Genomic DNA, 22761 nt, shown 5'->3' with positions numbered 1-22761 from the left:
TTAGAGAAATTTTCTAACAAATGTCAGCAATCAAAACTTGTTCGTACTTAGCTGCCGCTTGCTGCCAAGTATAATTATCTTCGATTAATTTGCGAGCATTTCTAGATAATTTTTCTCGCAACTCTGCCGATTCAAAAAGACTACTAATCGCCGTACAATATTCCTCAATACTATTAGCCCTTAAGGCTGCTAAAGGAACATTATTTCCTTCAACTGTTAATCCTTCTAAACCTCGATCGCTGGCTACCACTGGCACCCCCGCAGCCATAGATTCTAGGGTTTTAAACTTCATTCCAAAACCTGTTCTTAGGGGAATAACTGCCACAGTTGCCTGATGAAGATAGGTGGTCATTGATGGTACTCGTCCCGTCACAATTACTCCTTTTAACTTAGTTAATTCTTGCACTTCTAGGGATGGATTAGCACCGACTAGAGTTAAAGTAGTCTCGGGATAAGTAATTTGAATACGAGGTAAAATTTCCCTAGCTAAAAAACAGGCCGCATCGATATTAACCCAATAATCTAACCCACCGATAAAAACTAAATTATGTCCAGCAGGATCCTGGGAACGATAGGGAAACAAATCTAAATCTACTGCATTAGGAATTAAATAAATCTCTCCATTGGGGGCAAATTCTTCCATTTGTTTTTGATCATCATCGGTAGTGACGACAATTTTTGAGAATTTCTGCACAGTTTTTTGTTCGTAGCGACCCATGAGAGGAAGGTAGAGACGATCCCGTAATTCTTGACTAGAAACCCCAATTTCTAATTGACTTTTGCAGGTTTGATAGAGGGAACTATGCACATCAATTACTGTCCTAATTTGCTGTTGCCATTGGGGACGAATATAAATTTCATTAACACTATGTTCACTGGTAATTACTGAGAATTTTTGACTATTAACTGCCCTATCTATCCAGTTCTGCATCTCTTGAGAATAGCCAAAAAGTACATTGGGAGGGGTTCCCGTTTGCAGGAATTGAGCTAATCTTTGCAGTTTAGCAATTATTCCAGTTTTGGCATCTCGAGGACGGGGAAAAACTACCAATTCACTAACAAAGTTACCTAACTTTTCTACCTCCTCATCGCTGACATCAGCAGTACGCTGAACGATGAGAGTAATATCATGATTTTTGCTGAGATACTTGAGTAAATTAAAAGTTCTGCCCTGAGTTCCCCCTCTGGTTGGTGGATAGGGGAAGGCGGAACTAATCATTAAGATATTCATAGCTATTCCTCTAAACGATTTTCTACCATCATGCGGACAATATCGGTCATTTTGTATCGTGCTTGCCAACCTAATTTTTCCTTAGCTTTGTTGGGATTGCCGCGACTAATGGCTAAATCTGTTGGTCTTAATAAACTTTGATCGGAAATTACATGATCTGGCCAATTTAAGCCAACAGTAGCAAAAGCTGTGGCGACAAAATCCTCCAGTTTTGAACTTTCTCCCGTGGCAATGACGTAATCATCGGGTTGCTCCTGTTGCAGCATTAAATACATCGCTTCAACGTACTCTGGCGCCCAACCCCAATCCCTTTGAATATCCATATTTCCTAAGTGTAAAGTCTCGGTACTTCCCCGGGCAATTTTAGCCACGGCAGCGATAATTTTTTGGGTAACAAAGCGATCGGGACGCAGGGGAGATTCATGATTGAAAAGTATGCCTGAACAGGCAAAAATTCCGTAGGCTTCTCGATAATTAGCCACTTCCCAAAAAGCCGCCGATTTGGCCACAGCGTAGGGACTGCGAGGACGAAAAGGGGTATTTTCGTCGGCAGAATTATCGCCGATATCCCCGAAACATTCACTCGATCCTGCATTATATAATTTAATTTCTGCTCCGGTAAATCGAATTGCTTCTAAGAGATTTAAGGTTCCCGTGGCAATACTTTCTAAGGTTTCCACCGGCTGCTCGAAGGATAAACCCACAGAACTTTGTCCAGCCAAATTATAGACCTCATCGGGCTGAATTTTAATTAAGACTTGTAGGACACTGCGAAAGTCGTTCAGTGCCATCGATTCTAGTTTTACCTGTTCCTTGATTCCCAAACGTTTCAGGTTACTAAAAGAGGACATTTGGGCATCCCGGGAGGTGCCACAAACTGTATAGCCAGCTTTTAACAGTAATTCGGCTAGGTAGGCTCCATCCTGGCCCGATATACCACAAATTAACGCTTTTTTACCCATTTATTTACAATAATTTACTTTTGAGGGGTTAACATCGCCTTGGCGGCCTCGCTTAAATAACCGATTTGTCCGTAGGCATAGAGAAGATTCTCAAACCTTTTAGCGGGATCATTGATAAATTTGACAGATTTAACCAATCCTCTCACCAAACGCTCACCTCCTCGCCTAAATTGAGCCAATCCCGTCCTTCCTGCCACTTCTTCCCGGTAGTGTTCGCTGATGCCTTGCCACCAACTGCGACGCATAAACCATTGACGATTGATTCTTTCCGGGGCAACATTGTGTTCCACCAATGCTTCGGGAAAATAGCCCACTTGCCATCCCTGGGCGAGTGCCAGTTCTGTAGTGTATAATTCCTCATTAGAGAGAAGTTTTTTGCCAATTCTTCCCAAATTAGGGTCAAAACCGCCAATTTTCTCCAAGAAATCTCGCCGAATCGAGTAATTAACCCCTCGCGGAGTTAAATTCGCCTGGCTAATGTATACCACATTGTCGCCCAAATCGAAAGCCCCTAAACCCCCTGCTAACTCATCGGATAACCAATTGGGTTGACTGTAGCCTTGCGGCCAAATTAAGGTGACTTTTCCCCCTGCTACTGCCAGTTTTTGGTTATTTTCGTAGGCATTTAACAGAATTTGCAACCATTGAGTACTTGCAATCGCATCGTCATCCAAATAGGCTAAAATCGGCGCTTTAGTTTCCTTCGCCCCGCGATTTCTGGCGGTAGATAGCCCTAAAATAGGTTCGTAAACGTATTTTAGCCGCCCATCTCCCAGACGCGACTGGGCCACTTGACGGGTTTTATCGGTAGATGCGTTATCAACCACTAAAATCTCACAATCTGCGCAAGTTTGCGCCAAAAGACTATCGATCGCTCCTGCTAGGTAGTGATCGCGGTTGTGGGTACAGATAATCCCTGCTATTTTAGGAGCCATGGCTATCAAGGTTACTCATTCAATACCCTAAAACTTAACATTCCTTTGGAAAAATGTAAAAATACTTTTAAAGCCGTCAGCCGTCAGCCGTCAGCCGTCAGCTAGACAATAGTGATGATAACTAGAAAAATGACCAATTAATTGCCGGTTCTTCGGTTTGTGTTATGCAATAGACGGGGTTATAAGAGATGAAACCATTATAGAGAAAGACATTTGGCTATTTTTGTCAATTGTTTTCCATCTAGAACGAATTAATCAATTAAGTCTCTGGCCAAATAAGGATGTAGTCTATTTATGCCACCCGCTCGAACCATACCAAGTAACGAAGAGCCTAATTGCCTTTCTCAAGTAACAAGCTGATAACTGATAACTGATAACTGATAACTGATAACTGATAACTGAAATATTATGCCAAAAGTAAGTGTTTGTATTCCCACCTATAACCGCGCCGATTATCTCAGCTATTCGATTAATACTGTGTTGCGGCAGACCTATGAAGATTTTGAGTTAATTGTCTGTGATGATGGTTCTTCTGATCGTACCCCAGAAGTGGTGGCAGCATTTGAGGATTCGAGAATAATTTATCTGCGTCATCCTCAAAATATGGGCAGAAGTTTAAATATGCGATCGGGTTTTACCGCTGCTCGGGGAGAATATTTTATTAAATTCGATGATGACGATGGACTAACTCCTGAATTTTTAGCGAAAACTGTCCCTATTTTAGATCAAGAAAAAAACGTTGATTTTGTCTGTACAGATCACTGGATTATTGATAGATTTGGACAAAGAGTTGCATCAGCAACAAAAAAAAATTCAGCGAAATGGGGCAAAGATAGATTACAACAAGGGATTATTCCTGATTTAGAAAGACAAACTTTTTCCTGTAAAAGTTTACAGGTGGGTTCGACTCTTTTTCGTTATCAATCTTTAGCCGATGTGGATTATATGCGCCCTCAGGCGGATGGTTGTGAAGATTTTGATTTATTAGTGCGTTTAGCTTTAGCGGGAAAACAAGCTTATTTTCTGCCAGAATTATTAATGGAATATCGTTTCCATGGGGGGCAAACTAGCTTAAAACAAGCGGTTCACTTTTTGCAAGCAAACTTGTTTTGTACAGAAGGTTATCACTTTAATGATGTAAAATTAGAAGAAGAAAGAGTGAAAAGGACAGCTTTTTTACAGGAATGTTTGGGGATAAAATTAATTGAAAAGGGAGAAACCGAAGCCGGGCGAGTTTTAATAGAAAAAGCCTCGCAATTGTCAGGCAAATCCCCAAGGGCCAGACTGGGTTTACTGCTTTCCTATTTACCTCTAAACTTGAGACAATTAGCTTTTCAAGGTTTCCGTCAACTACGCCCCAAAGATTACGTCGAACAGGTGAGAGCCGTATAAACTATAACTTATAAGTAGGTAGGTGTTAAAAATTGTCAGACACCCCCCTTATCAAGGGGGGATTAAGGGGGTATCGAAGGCAAAATCTATCTTCTATTTAATTAGAACCACTTACTTAGCAGTTATCTTAATGGTGACAAGATAGGAAGTTTTCCTTTTGGGGAGTGGGTCGTCGATACCAAATTAGGTTACACTTCATCTTTGTGGGAAAAGCCGCCAGTTTTTTAATTTAACTATCTATGGATACTATTCACGTTACAGGAATTCGTGCCTACGGTTACACAGGATATCTGGCCGAAGAACAGGTTTTAGGTCAATGGTTTGAGGTGGATTTATCCCTGGAAGTTGATATCAGCATTGCTGGCAAAAGTGACGCAATTGAAGATACTCTAGATTATCGACAGGCGATCAAAATTGTCAAACACCAGATTGAAACCAGCAAATTTGCCCTCGTGGAAAAATTGGCCACGGTTATCGCTGAGGATATCCTACAACTCGAGGGCGTGCGACAGGTAAGAGTACAATTATCGAAACCCGCCGCCCCAATTCCCAACTTTACCGGTAAAATCACCATCGATATCACTAGATCTCGTTGAGTTTACGCGTATTATCGACTAAACTTCGCGCAAAAGCGTCAAAACGTTGGGAAAGCTTCTCATCAAAGATTTTTCCTTCTTCGTTGAAGACTTTCCACGCTTGTCCTAAGCTAATTTGTTCCGGAATTACCCAAGCGTGAACCCAACGGAGAATGATTCTTAAATCATTGAGGGCGTTACTATTGGATTGGCCGCCTAAAACACTGATTAATCCAGCAACCTTTCCCGATAACTCCTCAAAACTCATTAAATCTAGGGCATTCTTCATCACACCACTGACACTACCATGATATTCTGGTGTCGCCAAAATTAATCCCGCTGCCGATTTAACCGTTTGCTGCATTTTGGCCACATCGGGATAGTCAGAATAGTCATCTCCCCCGTTACAGAAGGGTAAAGAGAGTTTTCTCAGGTCAATTATCTCCGTTTCTATTCCTAACGCCCCTATTCGACTGATAGCAACTTCTAACGCCATCGCACTATAGGATCCTGGGCGTAAACTGCCATTAATACCAACGATTTTGATCATAGAATTTATACGAACTCATAACGACTACATATAAGCTAACAAAAAAAGAGGTAATTGGGGCAAGCTTAGTTAAAAAAATATGTCGATGGGGCGGAGAGAGCGATCGATCTAAGTTTTAATAGGAGTAGAAAGAAAGATTTATTCCATTTCCCCTCATTGCCATGCCAGAATTTCTCGATTTTCTCAAACATAAATATGCCTATGTGGCTATTGGTGAATTTAAACCGGGGTGTTTTTCCGAAGCCCAAAAACTCTACGAAAAGGCCGTTTCCACCTATTCCACGGGATTCCAGGGAGCTTTTCTGCTGCAAAAACCCGGAACCGACGAAGGAATTGCCGTGATCATCTGGGATAAAATCGATGATATGGAGGCAAATAAAAGCGAAGCCCACGAATTATTGCTGAAATCCATGGCTCCTCTGTTTGCGAAACCGCCTGTCACCGATTTTTATGAAGTATGTAGCGAGATAGAAGGTTCCCCCATTTAGGGATAATGTTTCTTTTCGGTGGCGATTAATTTGGCGGCTAAAACCCCGCCTAGGAAACCAAATAAATGTCCTTGCCAAGAAATCCCCGGACGGGAAGGCAAAACGCCCCAAATTGTGCCACCGTAGAGTAAAAAGACTAGAATTGACAAGAGTATAGAAGGAATATTTCTTTGGAAATAGCCCCGCAGTAATAAAAAACCTAAATAGCCAAAAATCAAGATACTTGCCCCGATATGGATAGATCCGGGAGCAGCAAATAACCAGACTCCTAACCCCCCCACCAGCATAGTCAACCCAGTCACAATAAAAAAGTCACTGGTTTCCTGTAACATCACCAACCAACCGAGAATCAGGAAAGGAACCGTATTAGCGATAAGATGGGGAAAGTCACCGTGTAGGAAAGGTGCGAAAAGAATACCCCGCAATCCGATGACTTGATGGGGAATAATCCCGAAATAGTCTAAACTACCCCGAAAAACAAATTGATCTAAAATCTCTAACAGCCAAAAAATCGCCACAAAAGTAGCGAGGATTATTGCTTGGGTTTTTATTTCTTGCCGTGATCCTTGACTCATAAGATTGATGGATGAGCTATTTTTTCCCATTATAGCCCCCCAGATCAGTTATCAGTTATCAGTTATCAGGTGTGAGTTTTCAGTTTACTGTTTACTGTTTACTGCGGGACAAAGAGAGGCTAATTGACAGGAAAAACAAGCGGGATTTCTCGCTTTACAAACTGCCCGGCCGTGGTAAATAATACTAATAGAAAAAGTTTCCCAATCTGGTTGAGGTAGTAAAGCCATTAAATCCCGTTCAATTTTCACCGGATCGTTATTAGTAGTTAAACCCAAACGATTACTTAAGCGCTTAACGTGGGTATCTACTGTCACCCCCTCAACAATCCCGTAAGCGTGAGCAAGTACCACATTAGCCGTTTTTCTAGCTACCCCAGGTAAAGTTAATAATTCCGCCATTGTCTTGGGTACTTCCCCCTGAAAATCCTTAAGAATTTTTTGACAAGCACCCTGAATATTTTTGGCTTTATTGCGATAGAATCCCGTGGAACGAATCAGGGTTTCTAACTCCTCTCGCTCGGCAAAAGCTAAGGATTTAGCATCGGGAAAACGAGCGAATAAAGCAGGAGTCACCTTATTTACCCGCTCATCAGTGCATTGTGCCGAGAGAATAACTGCCACCAATAACTGCACAGGAGTTTGATAATTTAAGCTACAGGTTGCCTCTGGATATAATCGCTTTAAGTTGCTTAAAATCTCTAGGGCGCGCAGTTGAAGCTTAGTTTTTTTTCGAGGGGCCATCACTGGAATAAATCCTGAAAAACTGCTAGGTTAGCCGTGTCGCGCACGATTAAGAAAACTCCTAATCCTAAGAGTAAAACTAGACCTGTTTGCATGATGTTATCTTGCAGTTTAGTTGGGAGAGGTTTACCTACTAAAGCCTCGATTAATAAAAATACCAACTGACCACCATCAAGAGCAGGTAAAGGCAGAATATTAATCACCGCTAAGTTAATACTAATTAGGGCGGCAAATTGAAAAAGATTACCCGCATCATTACGAGCGATTGCTGCTCCATATTCGACAATTTTAACCGGTCCTGCTACCTGTTGAACACTGTCTTTAAAGTTACTAACTAACTGCCCAAAACCTTGCACGGTTAATAGGGTTAATCGTTGAAATTCACCCGCACCCAAGCTAAAAGCTTGACCAAAACTATCGGCTTTCAGGCGAGTTTCTTCACCGTTGGGAGCCAATCTCACCCCAATTTTACCCTGACCATCACTTCCCAATTCCGGAGTAACGATTAAATCGAGAGTTTCTGTGGGGCGTTTGATGGTTAATTTTAGGGGTTGATCGGGGGAAGATTGAATAATGTCACGGAAGTCAATAATGGCATTCTGAGAAGCACCAAGGGGCTGATCATTGATAGCAAGTACGATATCCCCTGCTTGTATTCCCGCTTGTTTAGCGACGGAATTTTCCGAGGTGAAAACCTCTGGAATAATTACCCCTTCTTGATAGTTAATTTGGGGAAAACCCACCGTAGCGACTTGGGTAACAAGCAAAAAATAGGCAAAAATTAAATTAGCAATTACTCCCGCACTAATGACGATAGCTCGATCGAAAACAGGACGATTGCGTAATAAATCAGGATCGTTATTGGGAATTTGACTATCGGGATCGTCATCGGGAAAACCAACGTAACCCCCTAAAGGAATGGCGCGGAGGGCGTATTCTGTTTCTTTACCTTGATATTTAGCTAAAGCTGGACCAAAACCGATGGAAAAGCGATTAACATGGATAGATTGCCAACGAGCAGCGGCAAAATGACCTAATTCGTGAACAACAATTAATAGGGCAAGTACACCGATCGCTATTAAAACTGACATGATGATCAAAATATAATGACTTAGCTTTTGTTTATTGTAAGCGATCCTCCCAAGCAGATTGCAAAAAATCTTTAGTTATCGCTAATTTTTCGATCATTTAATTAGGTAGGCGTTAAAAATTATCAGATGCCCCCCTTATTAAGGGGGGACTCAGGGGGGATCGGCACCCCCCTTATTAAGGGGGGACTCAGGGGGGATCGGCACCCCCCTTATCAAGGGGGGCAGGGGGGATCGAACCTAAAATCCATTTTTAATTTAATTATAACCAGCTACTTATGCTAAAAGTGATCTTAACCGCCTAATTTGACCCGACGGAGAGCGATCGATGCCTTTGAGTGAACGCGCCCAGCAATTAATCCCAAAAGCGAAAATTATCAGTTTCGCCAATTGGCCCTATCAGCAAGCGGCGATCGCTGTTTGGCAACAAGCGGATAATCAAACTCGCTATCTCGACGATAGGGATTTAGATACTATCGTCAATTTAGAGCCTGATTTACTGGTTTCTAGTCAGCAAGCTCGAAAACTGCGGGATAATGCTAATAGTATCGTCGATAACGCTCGTCAGGCTTTATTAAGCCAATTTCCTACCATTTTTCAACCCGGAGGCGATCTTCATCCACCCCACCGCGCCGAAGCTTGTTGGCGTGATTTCTGGAACTTTTTACGTTGTATTACCTACGGTGTCGCCGGACAGCAGATTCCCTACACCAGCGCCGAGGGATTGGAAAATATGCGTCTTCTTTACCAAGAATTACAAGTACCATTAGGGGCGATGATTTTGGGGTTAGAAGCCTTAAAACAATACAGTTTAGATTATTTTAGCGACTCAGAAAAAACCGCAATTACTCCCTATTTTGATCACTTAATTGCGGTTATGAAAAAGTTTTAAAAGCGAGGCATTTAATCCGTGTTAAAATAGTGAGGCCAACAGTTAAAAATGCCGCTCACCGAGGTTAAAACTCCGTTGAACCCATGAAATCATAGGCGCGGGTGGGCCTCTTCGGGCCACCAAAAACCTCGATCGAGTGCCTGGCGGGTCGAGGTACTTTATAAAATGAGGGAGATTCTATGGATGCCAAAGCGAAATTACTAGAATTGATCGCTGGTAGAAATCGCGGACTCCTGGCCACGGAAAGCGACCGCGTGCGGATTTTAGCGGCGATCGAACAATTGGAGGATCACAATCCCCATCCTCATCCCCTCGAAGTTAAACAACTATTAGGGGGCAATTGGCGTTTACTATTCACCAGCAGCCGCGACATTCTGGGGCTAGATCGCCTACCTTTTTTTCAATTGGGGCAAATTTATCAATATCTTGACCTGAACAAGGCCAAACTCTACAATATTGCTGAAATTACGGGCGTACCTTGGTTAGAAGGAGCAGTGATCGTCGCCGCTACCTTTGAACCCACCTCCGAGCGTCGGGTCATGGTCAAATTTGAGCGCTCGATCCTCGGTCTGCAACGTTTTCTCAATTATCATTCTCCCCAAGAATTTATCGACGCGATCGAAAGTGGCAAAAAATTTCCTCCCCTCGATTTTTCCTTCAATAATCGTGAACAAAAAGGTTGGCTCGATATCACCTATCTCGATGAAGATCTCCGCATCGGCCGCGGCAGCGAGGGCAGCGTCTTTATTCTCGCTAAGGAAAAAACCTAACTTAAGTAGGTAGGCGTTAAAAGTTGTCAGATCCCCCCTTATCAAGGGGGGCAGGGGGGATCCGCACCCCCCTTATCAAGGGGGGCAGGGGGGATCGGCACCCCCCTTATCAAGGGGGGATTAAGGGGGGATCGGCACCCCCCTTATCAGGGGGGGATTAAGGGGGGATTGGCACCCCCCTTATCAAGGGGGGATTAAGGGGGGATCGAACCTAAAATCCATTTTTAATTTAATTATAACCAGCTACTTATTACCATAAGACTAAATACTAGGCAATAGGTAATCAGTTTCTAATAACCAGATTTAGGATTAAAATCAAATTATTGTACTATCATTACTCCCAGGAATTTTATCAAAATGTCTAACGAAACCGTTACTTATAGTCTTGAATCTGTCCTCAAGGAAATCAAAGACAGCATCAAGGAAGTTAACCAAAAAATCGATACCTTGCAACGAGATGTCACCCAAAAAATCGACACCTTGCAACAGGATGTTAACCAGAAATTTGACAGCCTACAGAAGGAAGTTAACCAAAAAATCGACACCTTGCAACAAGATGTTAACCAGAAATTTGACAGCCTACAGAAGGATTTTAACCAGAAATTTGATAAGATCGACGAACGGCTAACTAAGCTAGAGGTAGGACAAGCAAAACTAACTGAGAAAGTCGATGGGATGGATAGAAGACTAGAAAAGGTGGAAGGAACCCAAAAAAATCAAGTTTGGACGTTAATTATTCTTTTAGGAGGAGCGATCGGAACAGCAGCATGGCGCTCTTTCTTTTCTGGTAATCCTTAGAAATATTACTATAATTTCTCACTTTAGGGTAGTTATGAGGGGAAATTAGCAGATGTCAAACTCAGGTTAAAAATAAGGGATGTCTAACCAATTTACAACTAAAGGAAACTTAACCACCCCCAGAAAGAAAGCAACGATTAAGGGATATTTTCAGGTTTCTAATCTCCGAATTTTATTATCGCAATCTTGAACCTTTGCTGCTAACTCCAATGCTTGAAATAATTCCCGCGACTGAAGAAATGCTTCTTTCGCTTCCGATATACGTTTGAGTTTATAGTAGGTAAACCCCAGATTAAACCAAGATTTCGCTTCACCCCCCCGATCACCGATTTCCCGAAAGATTGCTAAGGACTGTTGATAAAACTCGATCGCTTTTTGGTATTCTCCTAGGGAATAGTAAACATTGCCTAAATTACCGTAGGATTTCGCTTCACCCCCCCGATCATCGATTTCCCGTGTGATTGCTAAGGACTGTTGATGAAACTTGATCGCTTTTTGGTATTCTCCTAGGGAATAGTAAACAGCGCCTAAATTATTGTAGGAATTCGCTTCACCCCCCCGATCACCGATTTCCCGTTTGATTGCTAAGGACTGTTGATAAAACTCGATCGCTTTTTGGTATTCTCCTAGGGAATCGTAAACAGTGCCTAAATTATTGTAGGAATTCGCTTCTCTCGACGGATCTTCGATTTCTCGACTTATTGCTAAGGACTGTTGATAAAACTCGATCGCTTTTTGGTATTCTCTTAGGGAACTGTAAAGATTGCCTAAACCTATGTAGGATTTCGCTTCACCCACCCGATCACCCATTTCTCCTTTGATTGCTAAGGACTGTTGACAACTTTTGATCGCTTTTTGGTATTCTCCTCTGGAATAATAAATATCTGCCAATGAGTCGAGACTCGCAACTAAATCAAGTTCTAGATTTAACTCTTTTTGTAAATTGATCGCTTTTTGATAATACTCGATCGCAAGCTGTTGTTCCTGACGATAATCTGACAATGGCAGATTTAATAAACGAAGGGTATAAATCTTAGCTAAACTGGCATATAAACTCGCTAGTCTTGGCTCTTTTTTGCCTTTATTTACCTCGATTTGCTCGATTAGTTCTAACAAGTCTTCCCTAGAGATTAAAGGAATATCTTTATCTATAGTAATTTCGTCAAAAGATTGTAAAATTGGTAAAATTTCCTGACAAGGTAAAAAGTTACTTGGAGGAGAAATAAAGCGAAAAACTCCTTTTCTCCAACTCCAAAAATCGGGGGACTTTTTGCGTAAATTTACCTCCACTGTGCTTGTTACCCAAAGAACAATGGAATAGGGAAATTCTCGCAGTCCTTCCCTTGTCCATTGCAGATAACCAAAAAATTTATCTAGTTCCGATTTTTCCTGTTGCCATTCGATCGAGTGTAATTTTTCCACTCCTGTGGTTGTGATCACGGCGTTTTTGCTTTGTAGTAACTCTGGTTTTCTGGAGACTAAACTAGCAATGGCTGCTCTTAAACTCGGTTCTTTTTGATCTAAATCAATCCGATAACAAGGGATTACTGGTTCTAATTCTTTGCTATAGCGATCGATGATTTTTTCTCGCAATTTTTCCTGATCACACACACAAATCAATATATTTAATCTCTCTTGATTTGCCTCTAGAGACACGATTAAACCTTCGTATTCTCTTTCATTTTGGTCAATAATTGAAGATGTTTCATTATTCATAATAAGTGGATAGCTGTTAAAAACTGTCAGATACCCCCATTAGGTAGGGTTGATTCATGAATCAACCCTACGGATCAAGGAGTGATCTGCACCCCCCTTATCAAGGGGGGATCAAGGGGGGATCCGCACCCCCCTTATCAAGGGGGATCCCCCCGCCTATCGGCACCCCCCTTATCAAGGGGGGCAGGGGGGATCCATCTTCAATTTAATTATAACTACTTACTTATCCCATTCAAATTGTTCCTCTTTTTTTCATTAACTCAACCACAATCGGATGCACGTTATACCACAAATCGCCATTGCGGTATTCCAAGATATATAAACCATGCAACAGATCTAGAAAATTTTGATCTTTGAGATCCTTCGGTTTTGACTTTTCATAAACAGTTTTAATAATTTCCTCATCTGCTGTACCGATACTTTCAGCAAAATCGAGACTAAGTTCTGTGATTGATTGTTCTAGAACAGCTTGATCAATTTTTAGGTTATTATCATCAGGATAACGACGAACCGATCGCAAACAAACCCGACAGCAATCATTAGTAATGCGAATTAATTCTCGTAACACTCCCCCACTATAAAGACAAATTTTTTCGAGGGTGTCAGGATCGATTAAAGCGGAATCGATGCGCTTAGTGATAATCTCGGTTAAAGTAGCAATAATTTGCGGATCGGGTATAGCATTAGGTGCATTAATTTCTCCCTGTTTAAAGAGTTTATATACAGGCATTTTCACGATCTGATTATTGATTTCTGTTTCGAGAGTTGCCTTTAAAGCTACTTCTCTTAAAGCGGCGATCGGAATAGTCATAATAATCCGAAAACCGGGCAATTTAATCGCTTTAATATGGGATTGAAAAATATCCCTTACCTGTGCTAAGTCAATTTTATCAATGTCATCAACAATTACTAAGATTTTTTTCTGACTTTGGGACTCGATCTCACTAGCTATAATGTTAATTTGGGCAACTAGATCGGTAATTCTCCGCTCATATTTTTGTTTGATTTCCTCGCGAATAGTCGAATTAATCTTGAGAATTCCTTTAATGTGAGCTAGTAAAGTAGAAAAGTTAAAACCTGTTTCGAGAGTGGCATTTGCTTGATTGGTTTCGGTGCGAATTTGTTCAGTAAACCATTGAGAAAAGCTTTTTTTCATAGAATCTTTAATAGTTAAATTTTGGGCTTCCGCTTCTGACATCATCTGAACGGCGATCGAGAATAAAATAGTAACATGATTTACGTCTGACATTTCGATCGTGTCTGAGATCGAGAAGAAAACAACAAAATAGCGATCATCTAACTTTCTTTTAAATTCGTAGAGTAGGGTTGACTTACCACAACCCCGATGTCCTGCTAGAATAATTTTTCCGTCTTCCGAAGGACTATCTTCGACCAATTGTTCTAATTCTTCGATAATTTCTGTGCCGTATTTGACAGCAAAACGCTGTAATTCTTTATCCGATCGCAGGGGTAAAAGTTCCAAATTGCGATAGGCTTCTCGAAAGGGTTTCAGTAAAGGACTAACCATAAGTAATTAAATTAGACTGTGTGTTGTGAAGATAATTAGCCACAAAGAAAACCAGAAAAAAATTAACTGATAACTGATAACTGATAACTGATAACTGTTATTTTTCTGCTGCCCAACTGTCGGGAGTGTAGGTTTTTAATGCCAAAGCATGGATGGCTTCGGTAGCCAGTGCCGATTGTAAAGCGCCATAAACCATTTGATGCTGTTTAACGCGGGTTTTGCCAGCAAATTCGCCAGAAATAACCACCGCTTCCAAATGATCGCCACCTCCCGTCAAATCCCGAACCATCACCTGTGCATCGGGGATTTGTTCTTGAATCATCGCTTCTACTTGGCGAAAGTCAACCATCTTAACTCCTCAAAACAATTAAAGATACTCTGATCCCATTGTTACCGAAAGCTCGTCAATGGGGACAAAATTTACTGCCGTGGGGGGGAGTTGTTAGGAGTTGCCGATGTGGGAGTCGGTGCGGAGATGGGTGTGCTGACAAATCCCATCTCGTAGAGTTGTTGATAGCTTTTTTGTCCTAATTCACTGGTGGGGTTTTGGGATTGAATCACCTGAATTAACAAAGGAACCGCCAATTCTGGCTGATTTTGCGCCCTATGGACCAAAGCAAGCTGATAGGTGGCTTCATCCCGCAGTTGTCCGGTGTTTAAAGCACTTTGACGCTGAGAATCGAATACTTTTGGGTCAATTCCTGAGAAACTATTAGCTAATTGCAGATGATAGTTAGATAGTTGGTTAAAAATCCGACGCGCTTGATTGAGTTTGTCCACAGCGACATCGTATTTAGCGGCATTAATAGCGGCGTTCGCTTCTTCCACTAAACGTTGTCCCCCCTGAAGACTCAGGACACTATCGGCTTGATTTAAGGGTTTCAATTCGTTAGGATCGCTGGCAGGAGTGTTTGAGTCGGGGGTTTGTGCTTGTCCGTCAGGTGCGATCGCAATAACTAAACCGATCACCAGAGTGAGCAGATAAATTAAACTATAAGGCTGTTTTCGCTTAACCATAAAATTTCTCGACTTAATGTTCCAGATGGGAACGGCTATTTTTTTTAACATCGACAACTGACCTATAGTAGCTTTTTTGGGGCAGTTTCGATCCGACCCCAGCTTTCTAGACGTTAGTTTTAGCGGTTTTGTCGCCATGGCAAGTGCTGTTTTTTCCCGAAAAATCAGTACAAGTCCCCAAAAAGTTAGTTTATTCCTCCCGATTAATGGTTTAAATACCGATAATTCACCCGTTGGAAGGCTGTCCAGATAGAATAAAGAGAAAGTAGGAGTTTAGTTAAAATGTCCTTATCACTGATTACGCGTAAGTTTACGGTGGAAGAATACGAAAAAATGGCAACCGAGGGAATAATCAAACCCGATGAAAAAGTGGAATTAATTCGAGGAGAAATTATCAAAATGTCACCGATGGGAACCCGTCATGCTGCCTGTATAGCTAGATTAACACAGTTATTTTATCGAAAATTTGGCGATCTTATTCTCTTAGGAGTACAAAACCCGATTAGATTAAATAATAACTCTCAACCAGAACCTGATCTAAGTTTACTAATACCTCGATCAGATTTTTATGTTGCTGCCTATCCTTGTCCTCAAGATATCTATTTAATTATTGAAGTTTCCCATTCTACCCTCGATTATGATCGCTATACTAAAATCCCTCTTTATGCGGAAGCAAATATTCAAGAAGTTTGGATCGTTAATCTCAAGGAAGAATGTTTAGAAGTTTATCGCCATCCGCTGCAGGGTAGTTATCAGGATATTCAGAAATATTATCGAGGTGAAATTATTTTTATTGAATCCTTTCCAGCAATAGAGTTAACTTTAATTGAAATACTCGGCAATAAAAGTTAGATCAAAAGTTAAACTTAGATATCGTGAGGATTAATGCCTAATTCCCGCAGTTTATTGGCTAATCGTTCCGCTCGTTGTTTTTCCTGATTATAGCTAGTAAAAGCTTGTCCATCGGGATAAAAAAGCAACATTTCCGGTTCCCCTAACTGAAATTGAATTTATTAATTGATTTTTAAAAAATGGTAAGTAGCTGGTTTTAATTAAATTAATACCAATTCTCCAAAGTCTGACTACAGAAGTTTAATCCCCCTAAATCCCCCTTAAAAAGGGTGACTTAAATTCGATGTGTAGTTTTCATTTAGAGAAATGGTATAAAAATGGATTTTGGGTTCGATCCCCCCAACCCCCCTTGATAAGGGGGGCTTTGATCCCTCCTTATTAAGGGGGATCTGACAATTTTTAACACCTAACTAATTAGAAAGAAAAAGAATACCCAAAAAGTTCTATCTACAACTTTTGCAAGACAGATCAAGGACAAAATCAAGGATTTATAATCTCGGTTTCTGAACAGTCCACTGGGTTACGGGGGCCATGGCTTTCCAACCTAAAAACTTGCCGACCGGTTCGGCTTTTTCAATGCCAATTCGCAGCAGTTCCCCTCCTAATTTACTATGCCATTGCAACAGGACTAATTCGCTTTCAATTGTAACAGTGTTGGCAACAAGACGACCCCCAGGGCGCAGGGCTAACCAACAGGTTTCCAATAGGTGGGGTGTGGTGATACCGCCACCAATAAAAATAGCGTCCGGTTGCGGTAAATCTTCCAAGGCGCTCGGTGCGATTCCAGCGACGATTTGCAGGTGGGGCGTTCCCAGGGCGGCGGCATTATCGGCAATGTATTGTAATCTGGTGGGATGATGTTCGATCGCAATCCCTTGGCAACGGCGATCGCTCCGCAGCCACTCAATGGCAATGGAACCACAACCCGCCCCCACATCCCAGAGCAATTGTCCGGGTAAGGGAGCCAATCTGCTCAGCGTGATAGCACGAACTTCTCTTTTTGTCAACTGTCCGTCATGATGGTAAGCAGAATCCGGCAGTCCTGGAAGGCGCGGCGCCAGGGTGGGGGGATGGGAGGAGATGCAGCTAATGGCGATGACATTTAGATCCGCCAGATCTGTAAACTCCCAATCGTCCGCGATGCCTTGAATGTGGCGTTCTTGGGTTCCTCCTAGATGTTCTAAAACCGTGATGGAACTCTCGCCAAAACCTCCCTCCCTGAGCAGCCGAGCAGCGATCGCCGGAGTCTGGGCATCAGCGCTCAGTACCAGCAGTTTAGCGCCGGGATAAAGCACCCCATTCAAGCAAGCCGGGGGCCGACCGCACAAACTCAAAGTTTCCACTTCACTTAGGGACCAACCCAAACGACTACAGGCAAGACTAAAGGCAGAAGGAGAGGGAATAATCGTCATTTCCTCAAGGGGAATCTGACGGGTGAGGGTGACACCAATTCCGTAGCACATGGGATCACCACTGGCCAAAATACAGACGGATTGACCACGAAGGCGGATAATCTCGTTAATGGAGTCTTGAATGGGAGAAGTCCAGAGCAGTTTTTGCCGTTGATCCTCTGGGGGTAACATTGCCAGATGACGTTCACCACCGACAATAACTGATGCTAAAGAAAGCAGACTTCGCCCCACCGAACTTAACCCTTCTAAGCCATCTTCACCAATTCCTATGATCGATAGCCATTTCGACTGACAATTGCGATCCGCCATATTAAAAAAAATCGCTACTATTTCATTATCTGCCATCAGGCTCTATCCTTCAAACAAGATATAATCGTGTTAGTGCCAAGTTAATTAAGATGAAAAATTATGACCACCACCGCCGATGATGTTTGGAAATTATTAGCCGAATTAGCAGAAGCTCAAAAAGAAACCGAGCGTATTCTCAAAGAACAATCTTTAGAAACCGAGCGTATTCTCAAAGAACAATCTTTAGAAACCGAGCGTATTCTCAAAGAACAATCTTTAAAAACTGATCGCCAAATTACCAGACTCAGTCAAGAAATTGGTAATCTTGGCGGTAAATGGGGTCGTTTTGTCGAAAATATGGTAGCCCCAGCTTGTGAGACTTTATTTTTAAATCGTCAGATTCCCGTACATCAAGTTAGTCAAAGAGTCAGAAAACGTCTCGACGGTAAAACCCTAGAAATTGATGTGTTAGTAACTAATGAAAATCATGTGCTAGTAGTGGAAGTCAAAAGTAGTTTAAGTGTAGATGATGTCAAAGAATTAATCAAGAATCTAACAGAATTTAGGCAATTTTTCCCAGAATATAACCAGAAACAATTATATGGGGCAGTGGCAGGCATTGAAATCGAAGAAGGAGCGGATAAATATGCTTATCGTCAAGGTTTATTTGTCTTGGCACAAAGGGGTGAAAATGTAGCAATTCTTAACGATACTGAGTTTCAACCGAAAACGTGGTAGGGGCTTTAAAAACAAGATATAATCGGGTTAGTGCCAAGTTAATTAAGATGAAAAATTATGACCACCACCGCCGATGATGTTTGGAAATTATTAGCCGAATTAGCAGAAGCTCAAAAAGAGACAGAAAGATGCTTTCAAGAAACCGAGCGACGCTTTCAAGAAACCGAGCGGATTCTCAAAGAACAATCTTTAAAAACCGATCGCCAAATTACTAGACTCAGTAAAGAAATTGGTAATCTTGGCGGTAAATGGGGACGTTTTGTCGAAAATATGGTAGCCCCAGCTTGTGAGACTTTATTTTTAAATCGTCAGATTCCCGTACATCAAGTTAGTCAAAGAGTCAAAAAACGTCTCGACGGTAAAACCCTAGAAATTGATGTGTTAGTAACTAATGAGAATCATGTGCTAGTAGTGGAAGTCAAAAGTAGTTTAAGTGTAGATGATGTCAAAGAATTAATCAAGAATCTAACAGAATTTAGGCAATTTTTCCCAGAATATAACCAGAAACAATTATATGGGGCAGTAGCAGGCATTGAAATCGAAGAAGGAGCGGATAAATATGCTTATCGTCAAGGTTTATTTGTCTTGGCACAAAGGGGGGAAAATGTAGCGATTCTTAACGATACTGAGTTTCAACCGAAAACGTGGTATGATCCTTAAACTTGTCTTTGGGAAAGTCCAGTGCAATTCTGGTACTGTGCCGCAGCTGTAATCAAGTAAAAAGTAAAAAGAGTACATCTTCCCTTTTTCCTTGCGAGTCAGAATACCAATTACAAGCTTTTGATCGGTAGTATAGACAACTAATTTTCTAACTACTTCTCTGCGTCGCATGGAGAACAAACAACGGTGAATTGGTTAGTTGAAGCAAATGCTTGTCCCGGTTTATTTTATGGAACTGCTGCCCAGGATGGGTTTTTAATTCGTCTCCGCACCCCCGGTGGATGGCTCAATTCTCCACAGGGAAAAGCGATCGCCAATTGGCTCGAACAATGGCAGACGACAATACAAGTTACCAATCGGGCAAATTTGCAAATTCGCGGACTGCAAAAATCCCCCACTTTAGAAGCATTTCAAACCCTGCAAAAATTAGGGTTAGCTGCCCATAATCCCAGTGTTGATCATCTGCGTAATATCATGTCTAGTCCCACTGCCGGAATTGACTGCCAAGAATTGATCGATACTCGTCCATTAGTCCAAGAATTAGATAATTTTATCCAAAATTATCCATCAATTGCCCAACTAAGTCCTAAATTTAGTATCGGTATCGATGGCGGTGGTGCAGTGGGAATTGGCACCGGTTCAACTATGGCCTGGCAACACCGCTATAATGAGATTCAGCTATCGGCAATTACCGTCAAAAATCCGACAAATTTAACTTCTCTTGTTTGCTTTCGATTAGCACTCGGAGGAGATAAACAATTCTATGACACGGAATTGTTAATTGAGCCAGAAAACTGTTTAGCTGTGGTCAAAGCTTTAGTAAAGGTTTATGTCGATTATGTTCAACAAACCCCCAATATCAAGGGTAAAAAACCGAGGATGAAACACCTGCTCAAAGATTGGGGATTAGCAAAATATCTCGAACAAGTTAACTACCAATTACATCGGACTTCTACCGGCATAATACAAGGGCAAGAATACCAGCAGGCTGCCCATTCTACTCAACCCTATTTTCATCTGGGAATTCATCCTCAAAAGCAACCCGGATTGTCTTATATTGGTCTATCATTAAGATTAGGACAATTGACGGCTAATCAACTATGGGGATTAGCGACACTATCAGAAACTTTTGGCAGTGGTCAGTTACGATTAACCCCTTGGCAGACTGTTATATTACCCGATATTCCCGATGAAAAAGTGTCAGAATTGTTGCCAAAACTGGCATCCTTAGGATTATCCGCTTCTCCCGGATGGGATGCGGGGATAGTTGCCTGTAGCGGTAAACCGGGCTGTGCAGCAGCGGCCACTGCAACTCAAATTCATGCTTCTCTCCTAGCAGATTATTTGCAGGAACGCTTAACCTGCAATTCTCCTGTTAATATTCATTTGACAGGTTGTGCTAAATCCTGCGCTCAACCGGGTCCAGCCGAAATTACCCTTTTAGGAACTACTATCGAGGAAAATGGCCAAATACTAGAAGCTTATCAAGTCTATGTGGGTGATAGTCAAAAGTTCTTAGAAACACCCATATTTGAGGGAGAATTTACCAAGATTTCCCCCCTCATAGCCCAAATTTTAAGCTCCCAAAACTCGAAAATTTTAGATAAATAGAATGGAATACATTAAGAATGGTGAGGAAATTTACCGCAAATCTTTTGCTATTATTCGGTCCGAAACTAACTGGGAAAATCTCCCCGATGATTTAGCTCATGTGGCGGTTCGTCTAATTCATTCCTGCGGGATGACAGACATAACAAAAGATTTAGAAGCATCACCGGACGCAGTTAAAATCGGACGAAATGCCCTCGCTGGGGGTGCAGCAATTCTCTGTGATTCTCAAATGGTCGCTAATGGCATTACCAAAGCGCGTTTACCTAAAGATAATCCGATTATTTGTACCCTCAATTATCCAGAAGTAACCGAGTTAGCACGGCAAATTAATAATACCCGATCCGCTGCCGCTTTAGAACTTTGGCGACCTCATTTAGCTGGAGCAGTGGTAGCCATTGGTAATGCACCAACCGCACTTTTTCGCCTACTAGAATTGCTCGATCAAAATGTAGATAAACCAGCTTTGATTTTAGGCTTTCCCGTGGGATTTGTGGGAGCGGCAGAGTCGAAATTAGAATTAGCAACTAATAGTCGTGGCGTGCCATTTATTACCCTGCACGGACGTAGGGGAGGAAGCGCAATCGCAGCAGCAGCAGTCAATGCTTTAGCAAAAGAGAACGAATTATGAATAAATTAGGCAAACTTTATGGATTAGGAATCGGGCCCGGTGATCCGGAATTGTTGACGCTAAAAGCACACCGGATTCTCACAACTGTTCCAGTAATTGCTTATCCTACCTTAGAAAGTGGCAAAGTTTTGGCACGAGCAATTGTGTCGGATTTTATCCGTCCCGAGCAGATAGAAATTCCCATGCCTTTACCTTTTAGTGCCGAGCGCAGTTCTCAACCTCATTATGATATTGCCGCCGAAAATATCGCCGAACATTTAAACTTAGGTCGAGATGTGGCGGTGCTATGTGTGGGCGATCCGATGTTGTATGGCACGTTTATGTATATCTTTAATCGCTTGTGCAATCGCTTTTCCATTGAAGTCGTGCCGGGTATTTCTTCAGTGATGGCAAGTGCAGCAATGCTGGGTGTACCTATTACTTATCGAAATGACGTATTTAGTATTATGCCCGCTACTTTAGAGGCGGAAATATTGCGGGATCGCCTAGCATTTATCGATGCAGCAGCGATTATTAAATTAGGCAGACATTTCGCTAAAGTTCGTGATATTCTCGAGGAATTAGGATTATTAGAACGCGCCCTCTACATCGAACGAGCAACCTTACCCAATCAGCAAATTATTCCGATTACCGAAATCGATCCAGAGGCTGTCACCTACTGGTCATTAATTCTGATTCCTAGTAAAACTAAACCCCAATAATTCTATAGACATAGTTAAATCTTCTATCCCCTACCTGACAAAACCTATCGGGTTTAGATGATAGGAAGAATTTCATGAAGATTTTGCTAAAATTGTCGATGCCTATATTGGGAATGATCGAGTATATGTATTTATTGACGATTTAGATCGCTGTAAACATCCAAAATCAGCAGAGTTGATGCAAGCGATTAACTTGATGATTGCTGATGATCCGTCAGTGGTGTTGATTTTCTGACAGGGGGACAAGCGAGCTAAAAAATTTGCCAACAAAGGCTTCTGGCTTCTCTCGCTAGAAATAGATCGAGCGATTCTAGGCAAAAAGCTAACGAAAGAATTAGGGATAGGAGCGAGCTTACCAGGAATCATTATTAATAAGTGAGAGATGGTGCGGCGAACTTTTTCGAGCTAAAATCATGAAAAGTTTACGATATATGGATTTCAGCCTTCTTGTCCCCCTGTCAGGTTTCTAGGATGACATCCTCGTATAAATCCCGAAAAGATGCCGTCAGATTAATACTCTGCAAACTAAAACTTTCTTGCTGATAGGTTTGCAGAATCCATAAACCCTGTTCACCCCGTCGAAAAGTTTCCACTCGTTGGTGTTTACTATTCA

General features: G+C 41.8%; 25 protein-coding genes, 2 pseudogenes and 1 riboswitch. Of the genes and pseudogenes, 14 read left to right on the top strand and 13 right to left on the bottom strand.

Going from position 1 to position 22761, the window contains the following annotated elements:
• Positions 1–13 precede the first annotated feature (13 nt).
• Genes ACOCD9_RS17360 through ACOCD9_RS17350 form a run of 3 tightly spaced genes read right to left on the bottom strand, consistent with a single transcriptional unit; the run spans position 14 to position 3128 of the window.
• Positions 14–1231 carry a glycosyltransferase family 4 protein gene (locus ACOCD9_RS17360; protein ID WP_287702956.1) on the bottom strand — a complete coding sequence of 406 codons (1218 nt, stop codon included), beginning with the start codon at positions 1229–1231 and terminating at the stop codon, positions 14–16.
• A gap of 2 nt (positions 1232–1233) precedes the next feature.
• On the bottom strand, positions 1234–2193 hold the full coding sequence (locus ACOCD9_RS17355) for a GDP-mannose 4,6-dehydratase (RefSeq protein ID WP_287702954.1): 960 nt from the start codon (positions 2191–2193) through the stop codon (positions 1234–1236).
• 14 nt (positions 2194–2207) lie between these two features.
• Positions 2208–3128, bottom strand: coding sequence for a glycosyltransferase family 2 protein (locus ACOCD9_RS17350; protein WP_287702952.1), 921 nt, complete (start codon positions 3126–3128; stop codon positions 2208–2210).
• A 157-nt stretch (positions 3129–3285) separates the two neighbouring features.
• Between ACOCD9_RS17350 and ACOCD9_RS17345 the strand changes: the two genes are divergently transcribed.
• From ACOCD9_RS17345 to folB, 3 genes are all read left to right on the top strand, one after another.
• Positions 3286–3480: a hypothetical protein gene (locus ACOCD9_RS17345; RefSeq protein WP_008199145.1), complete on the top strand. Its 195-nt coding sequence runs from the start codon at positions 3286–3288 to the stop codon at positions 3478–3480.
• Positions 3481–3536: 56 nt separating this feature from the next.
• Positions 3537–4520 carry a glycosyltransferase family 2 protein gene (locus ACOCD9_RS17340; RefSeq protein WP_287702950.1) on the top strand — a complete coding sequence of 328 codons (984 nt, stop codon included), beginning with the start codon at positions 3537–3539 and terminating at the stop codon, positions 4518–4520.
• A 239-nt stretch (positions 4521–4759) separates the two neighbouring features.
• Complete coding sequence (gene folB / locus ACOCD9_RS17335) at positions 4760–5116, top strand: dihydroneopterin aldolase (RefSeq protein WP_287658023.1); 357 nt, start codon at positions 4760–4762, stop codon at positions 5114–5116.
• Here folB and ACOCD9_RS17330 read toward each other — a convergent pair.
• Complete coding sequence (locus tag ACOCD9_RS17330; protein ID WP_287702947.1) at positions 5103–5645, bottom strand: NADPH-dependent FMN reductase; 543 nt, start codon at positions 5643–5645, stop codon at positions 5103–5105. The two genes, folB and ACOCD9_RS17330, sit on opposite strands and share 14 nt — an antisense overlap.
• A 161-nt stretch (positions 5646–5806) precedes the next feature.
• Here ACOCD9_RS17330 and ACOCD9_RS17325 point away from each other — a divergent pair, with 161 nt between their 5' ends.
• Positions 5807–6133, top strand: a complete 327-nt coding sequence (locus ACOCD9_RS17325) for an antibiotic biosynthesis monooxygenase family protein (RefSeq protein WP_002759792.1) — start codon at positions 5807–5809, stop codon at positions 6131–6133.
• Here the strand turns inward: ACOCD9_RS17325 and ACOCD9_RS17320 are convergent.
• Genes ACOCD9_RS17320 through rseP form a run of 3 tightly spaced genes read right to left on the bottom strand, consistent with a single transcriptional unit; the run spans position 6130 to position 8540 of the window.
• A complete protein-coding gene (locus ACOCD9_RS17320; RefSeq protein WP_149976247.1) occupies positions 6130–6738 on the bottom strand; it encodes a rhomboid family intramembrane serine protease in 609 nt (202 codons plus the stop codon). The two genes, ACOCD9_RS17325 and ACOCD9_RS17320, sit on opposite strands and share 4 nt — an antisense overlap.
• A 54-nt stretch (positions 6739–6792) precedes the next feature.
• Positions 6793–7449, bottom strand: coding sequence for an endonuclease III (nth, locus tag ACOCD9_RS17315; RefSeq protein WP_419548049.1), 657 nt, complete (start codon positions 7447–7449; stop codon positions 6793–6795).
• Positions 7449–8540, bottom strand: coding sequence for an RIP metalloprotease RseP (gene rseP, locus ACOCD9_RS17310; RefSeq protein ID WP_002784744.1), 1092 nt, complete (start codon positions 8538–8540; stop codon positions 7449–7451). Before rseP ends, nth begins: the two co-directional genes overlap by 1 nt.
• A 325-nt stretch (positions 8541–8865) precedes the next feature.
• Between rseP and ACOCD9_RS17305 the strand changes: the two genes are divergently transcribed.
• The 3 genes from ACOCD9_RS17305 (at position 8866) to ACOCD9_RS17295 (ending at position 10997) form a co-directional block, all read left to right on the top strand.
• A complete protein-coding gene (locus ACOCD9_RS17305; RefSeq protein ID WP_419548048.1) occupies positions 8866–9429 on the top strand; it encodes a phycobilisome protein in 564 nt (187 codons plus the stop codon).
• Positions 9430–9608: 179 nt separating this feature from the next.
• A complete protein-coding gene (locus ACOCD9_RS17300; protein WP_002747500.1) occupies positions 9609–10199 on the top strand; it encodes a PAP/fibrillin family protein in 591 nt (196 codons plus the stop codon).
• Between the two features lie 357 nt (positions 10200–10556).
• A complete protein-coding gene (locus ACOCD9_RS17295; protein ID WP_104397644.1) occupies positions 10557–10997 on the top strand; it encodes a DUF4164 family protein in 441 nt (146 codons plus the stop codon).
• Positions 10998–11147: 150 nt separating this feature from the next.
• Here the strand turns inward: ACOCD9_RS17295 and ACOCD9_RS17290 are convergent, their stop codons facing one another.
• The 4 genes from ACOCD9_RS17290 to ACOCD9_RS17275 form a co-directional block, all read right to left on the bottom strand.
• Positions 11148–12713 carry a tetratricopeptide repeat protein gene (locus ACOCD9_RS17290; protein ID WP_419548047.1) on the bottom strand — a complete coding sequence of 522 codons (1566 nt, stop codon included), beginning with the start codon at positions 12711–12713 and terminating at the stop codon, positions 11148–11150.
• A 232-nt stretch (positions 12714–12945) separates the two neighbouring features.
• The gene (locus ACOCD9_RS17285; RefSeq protein WP_419548046.1) at positions 12946–14241 is read right to left on the bottom strand and encodes a P-loop NTPase fold protein; all 1296 of its coding nucleotides are present in this window, start codon (positions 14239–14241) and stop codon (positions 12946–12948) included.
• Positions 14242–14338: 97 nt separating this feature from the next.
• Positions 14339–14590 carry a BolA family protein gene (locus tag ACOCD9_RS17280; protein ID WP_002755721.1) on the bottom strand — a complete coding sequence of 84 codons (252 nt, stop codon included), beginning with the start codon at positions 14588–14590 and terminating at the stop codon, positions 14339–14341.
• A 71-nt stretch (positions 14591–14661) separates the two neighbouring features.
• Positions 14662–15309, bottom strand: a complete 648-nt coding sequence (locus ACOCD9_RS17275; protein WP_194014101.1) for a hypothetical protein — start codon at positions 15307–15309, stop codon at positions 14662–14664.
• 231 nt (positions 15310–15540) lie between these two features.
• On the opposite strand from ACOCD9_RS17275, the gene ACOCD9_RS17270 reads away from it, so the two are divergent.
• On the top strand, positions 15541–16110 hold the full coding sequence (locus ACOCD9_RS17270; RefSeq protein WP_419548045.1) for a Uma2 family endonuclease: 570 nt from the start codon (positions 15541–15543) through the stop codon (positions 16108–16110).
• A 488-nt stretch (positions 16111–16598) separates the two neighbouring features.
• Here the strand turns inward: ACOCD9_RS17270 and cbiE are convergent, their stop codons facing one another.
• Complete coding sequence (cbiE, locus tag ACOCD9_RS17265; protein ID WP_419548044.1) at positions 16599–17867, bottom strand: precorrin-6y C5,15-methyltransferase (decarboxylating) subunit CbiE; 1269 nt, start codon at positions 17865–17867, stop codon at positions 16599–16601.
• Between the two features lie 63 nt (positions 17868–17930).
• Here cbiE and ACOCD9_RS17260 point away from each other — a divergent pair, with 63 nt between their 5' ends.
• From ACOCD9_RS17260 to ACOCD9_RS17235, 6 genes and pseudogenes are all read left to right on the top strand, one after another.
• Positions 17931–18548, top strand: coding sequence for a DUF3782 domain-containing protein (locus tag ACOCD9_RS17260; RefSeq protein WP_287702935.1), 618 nt, complete (start codon positions 17931–17933; stop codon positions 18546–18548).
• Positions 18549–18605: 57 nt separating this feature from the next.
• Entirely contained in the window at positions 18606–19208 is a 603-nt protein-coding gene (locus tag ACOCD9_RS17255) for a DUF3782 domain-containing protein (protein ID WP_287702933.1), read from the top strand.
• Positions 19177–19338: riboswitch (cobalamin riboswitch) on the top strand. It overlaps the preceding gene by 32 nt.
• 56 nt (positions 19339–19394) lie before the next feature.
• On the top strand, positions 19395–20819 hold the full coding sequence (gene cobG / locus ACOCD9_RS17250) for a precorrin-3B synthase (protein WP_419548043.1): 1425 nt from the start codon (positions 19395–19397) through the stop codon (positions 20817–20819).
• A 1-nt stretch (position 20820) separates the two neighbouring features.
• On the top strand, positions 20821–21447 hold the full coding sequence (locus ACOCD9_RS17245; protein ID WP_287702929.1) for a precorrin-8X methylmutase: 627 nt from the start codon (positions 20821–20823) through the stop codon (positions 21445–21447).
• A complete protein-coding gene (gene cobI / locus ACOCD9_RS17240) occupies positions 21444–22148 on the top strand; it encodes a precorrin-2 C(20)-methyltransferase (RefSeq protein ID WP_419548042.1) in 705 nt (234 codons plus the stop codon). Before ACOCD9_RS17245 ends, cobI begins: the two co-directional genes overlap by 4 nt.
• A 64-nt stretch (positions 22149–22212) precedes the next feature.
• Positions 22213–22377: pseudogene (locus ACOCD9_RS17235) on the top strand (P-loop NTPase fold protein); the annotation flags it as partial.
• Between the two features lie 229 nt (positions 22378–22606).
• On the opposite strand, the pseudogene ACOCD9_RS17230 reads toward ACOCD9_RS17235, so the two are convergent.
• Positions 22607–22761 (bottom strand): annotated as a pseudogene (locus tag ACOCD9_RS17230) (Uma2 family endonuclease); the annotation flags it as partial.

The organism is Microcystis sp. (genome assembly GCF_048564745.1).
In the GTDB taxonomy this organism is placed as follows: domain Bacteria; phylum Cyanobacteriota; class Cyanobacteriia; order Cyanobacteriales; family Microcystaceae; genus Microcystis; species Microcystis ichthyoblabe_A.
The sequence above is the reverse complement of the archived record's forward strand: the minus strand, read 5'-3'. Positions and strand labels throughout refer to the sequence as shown.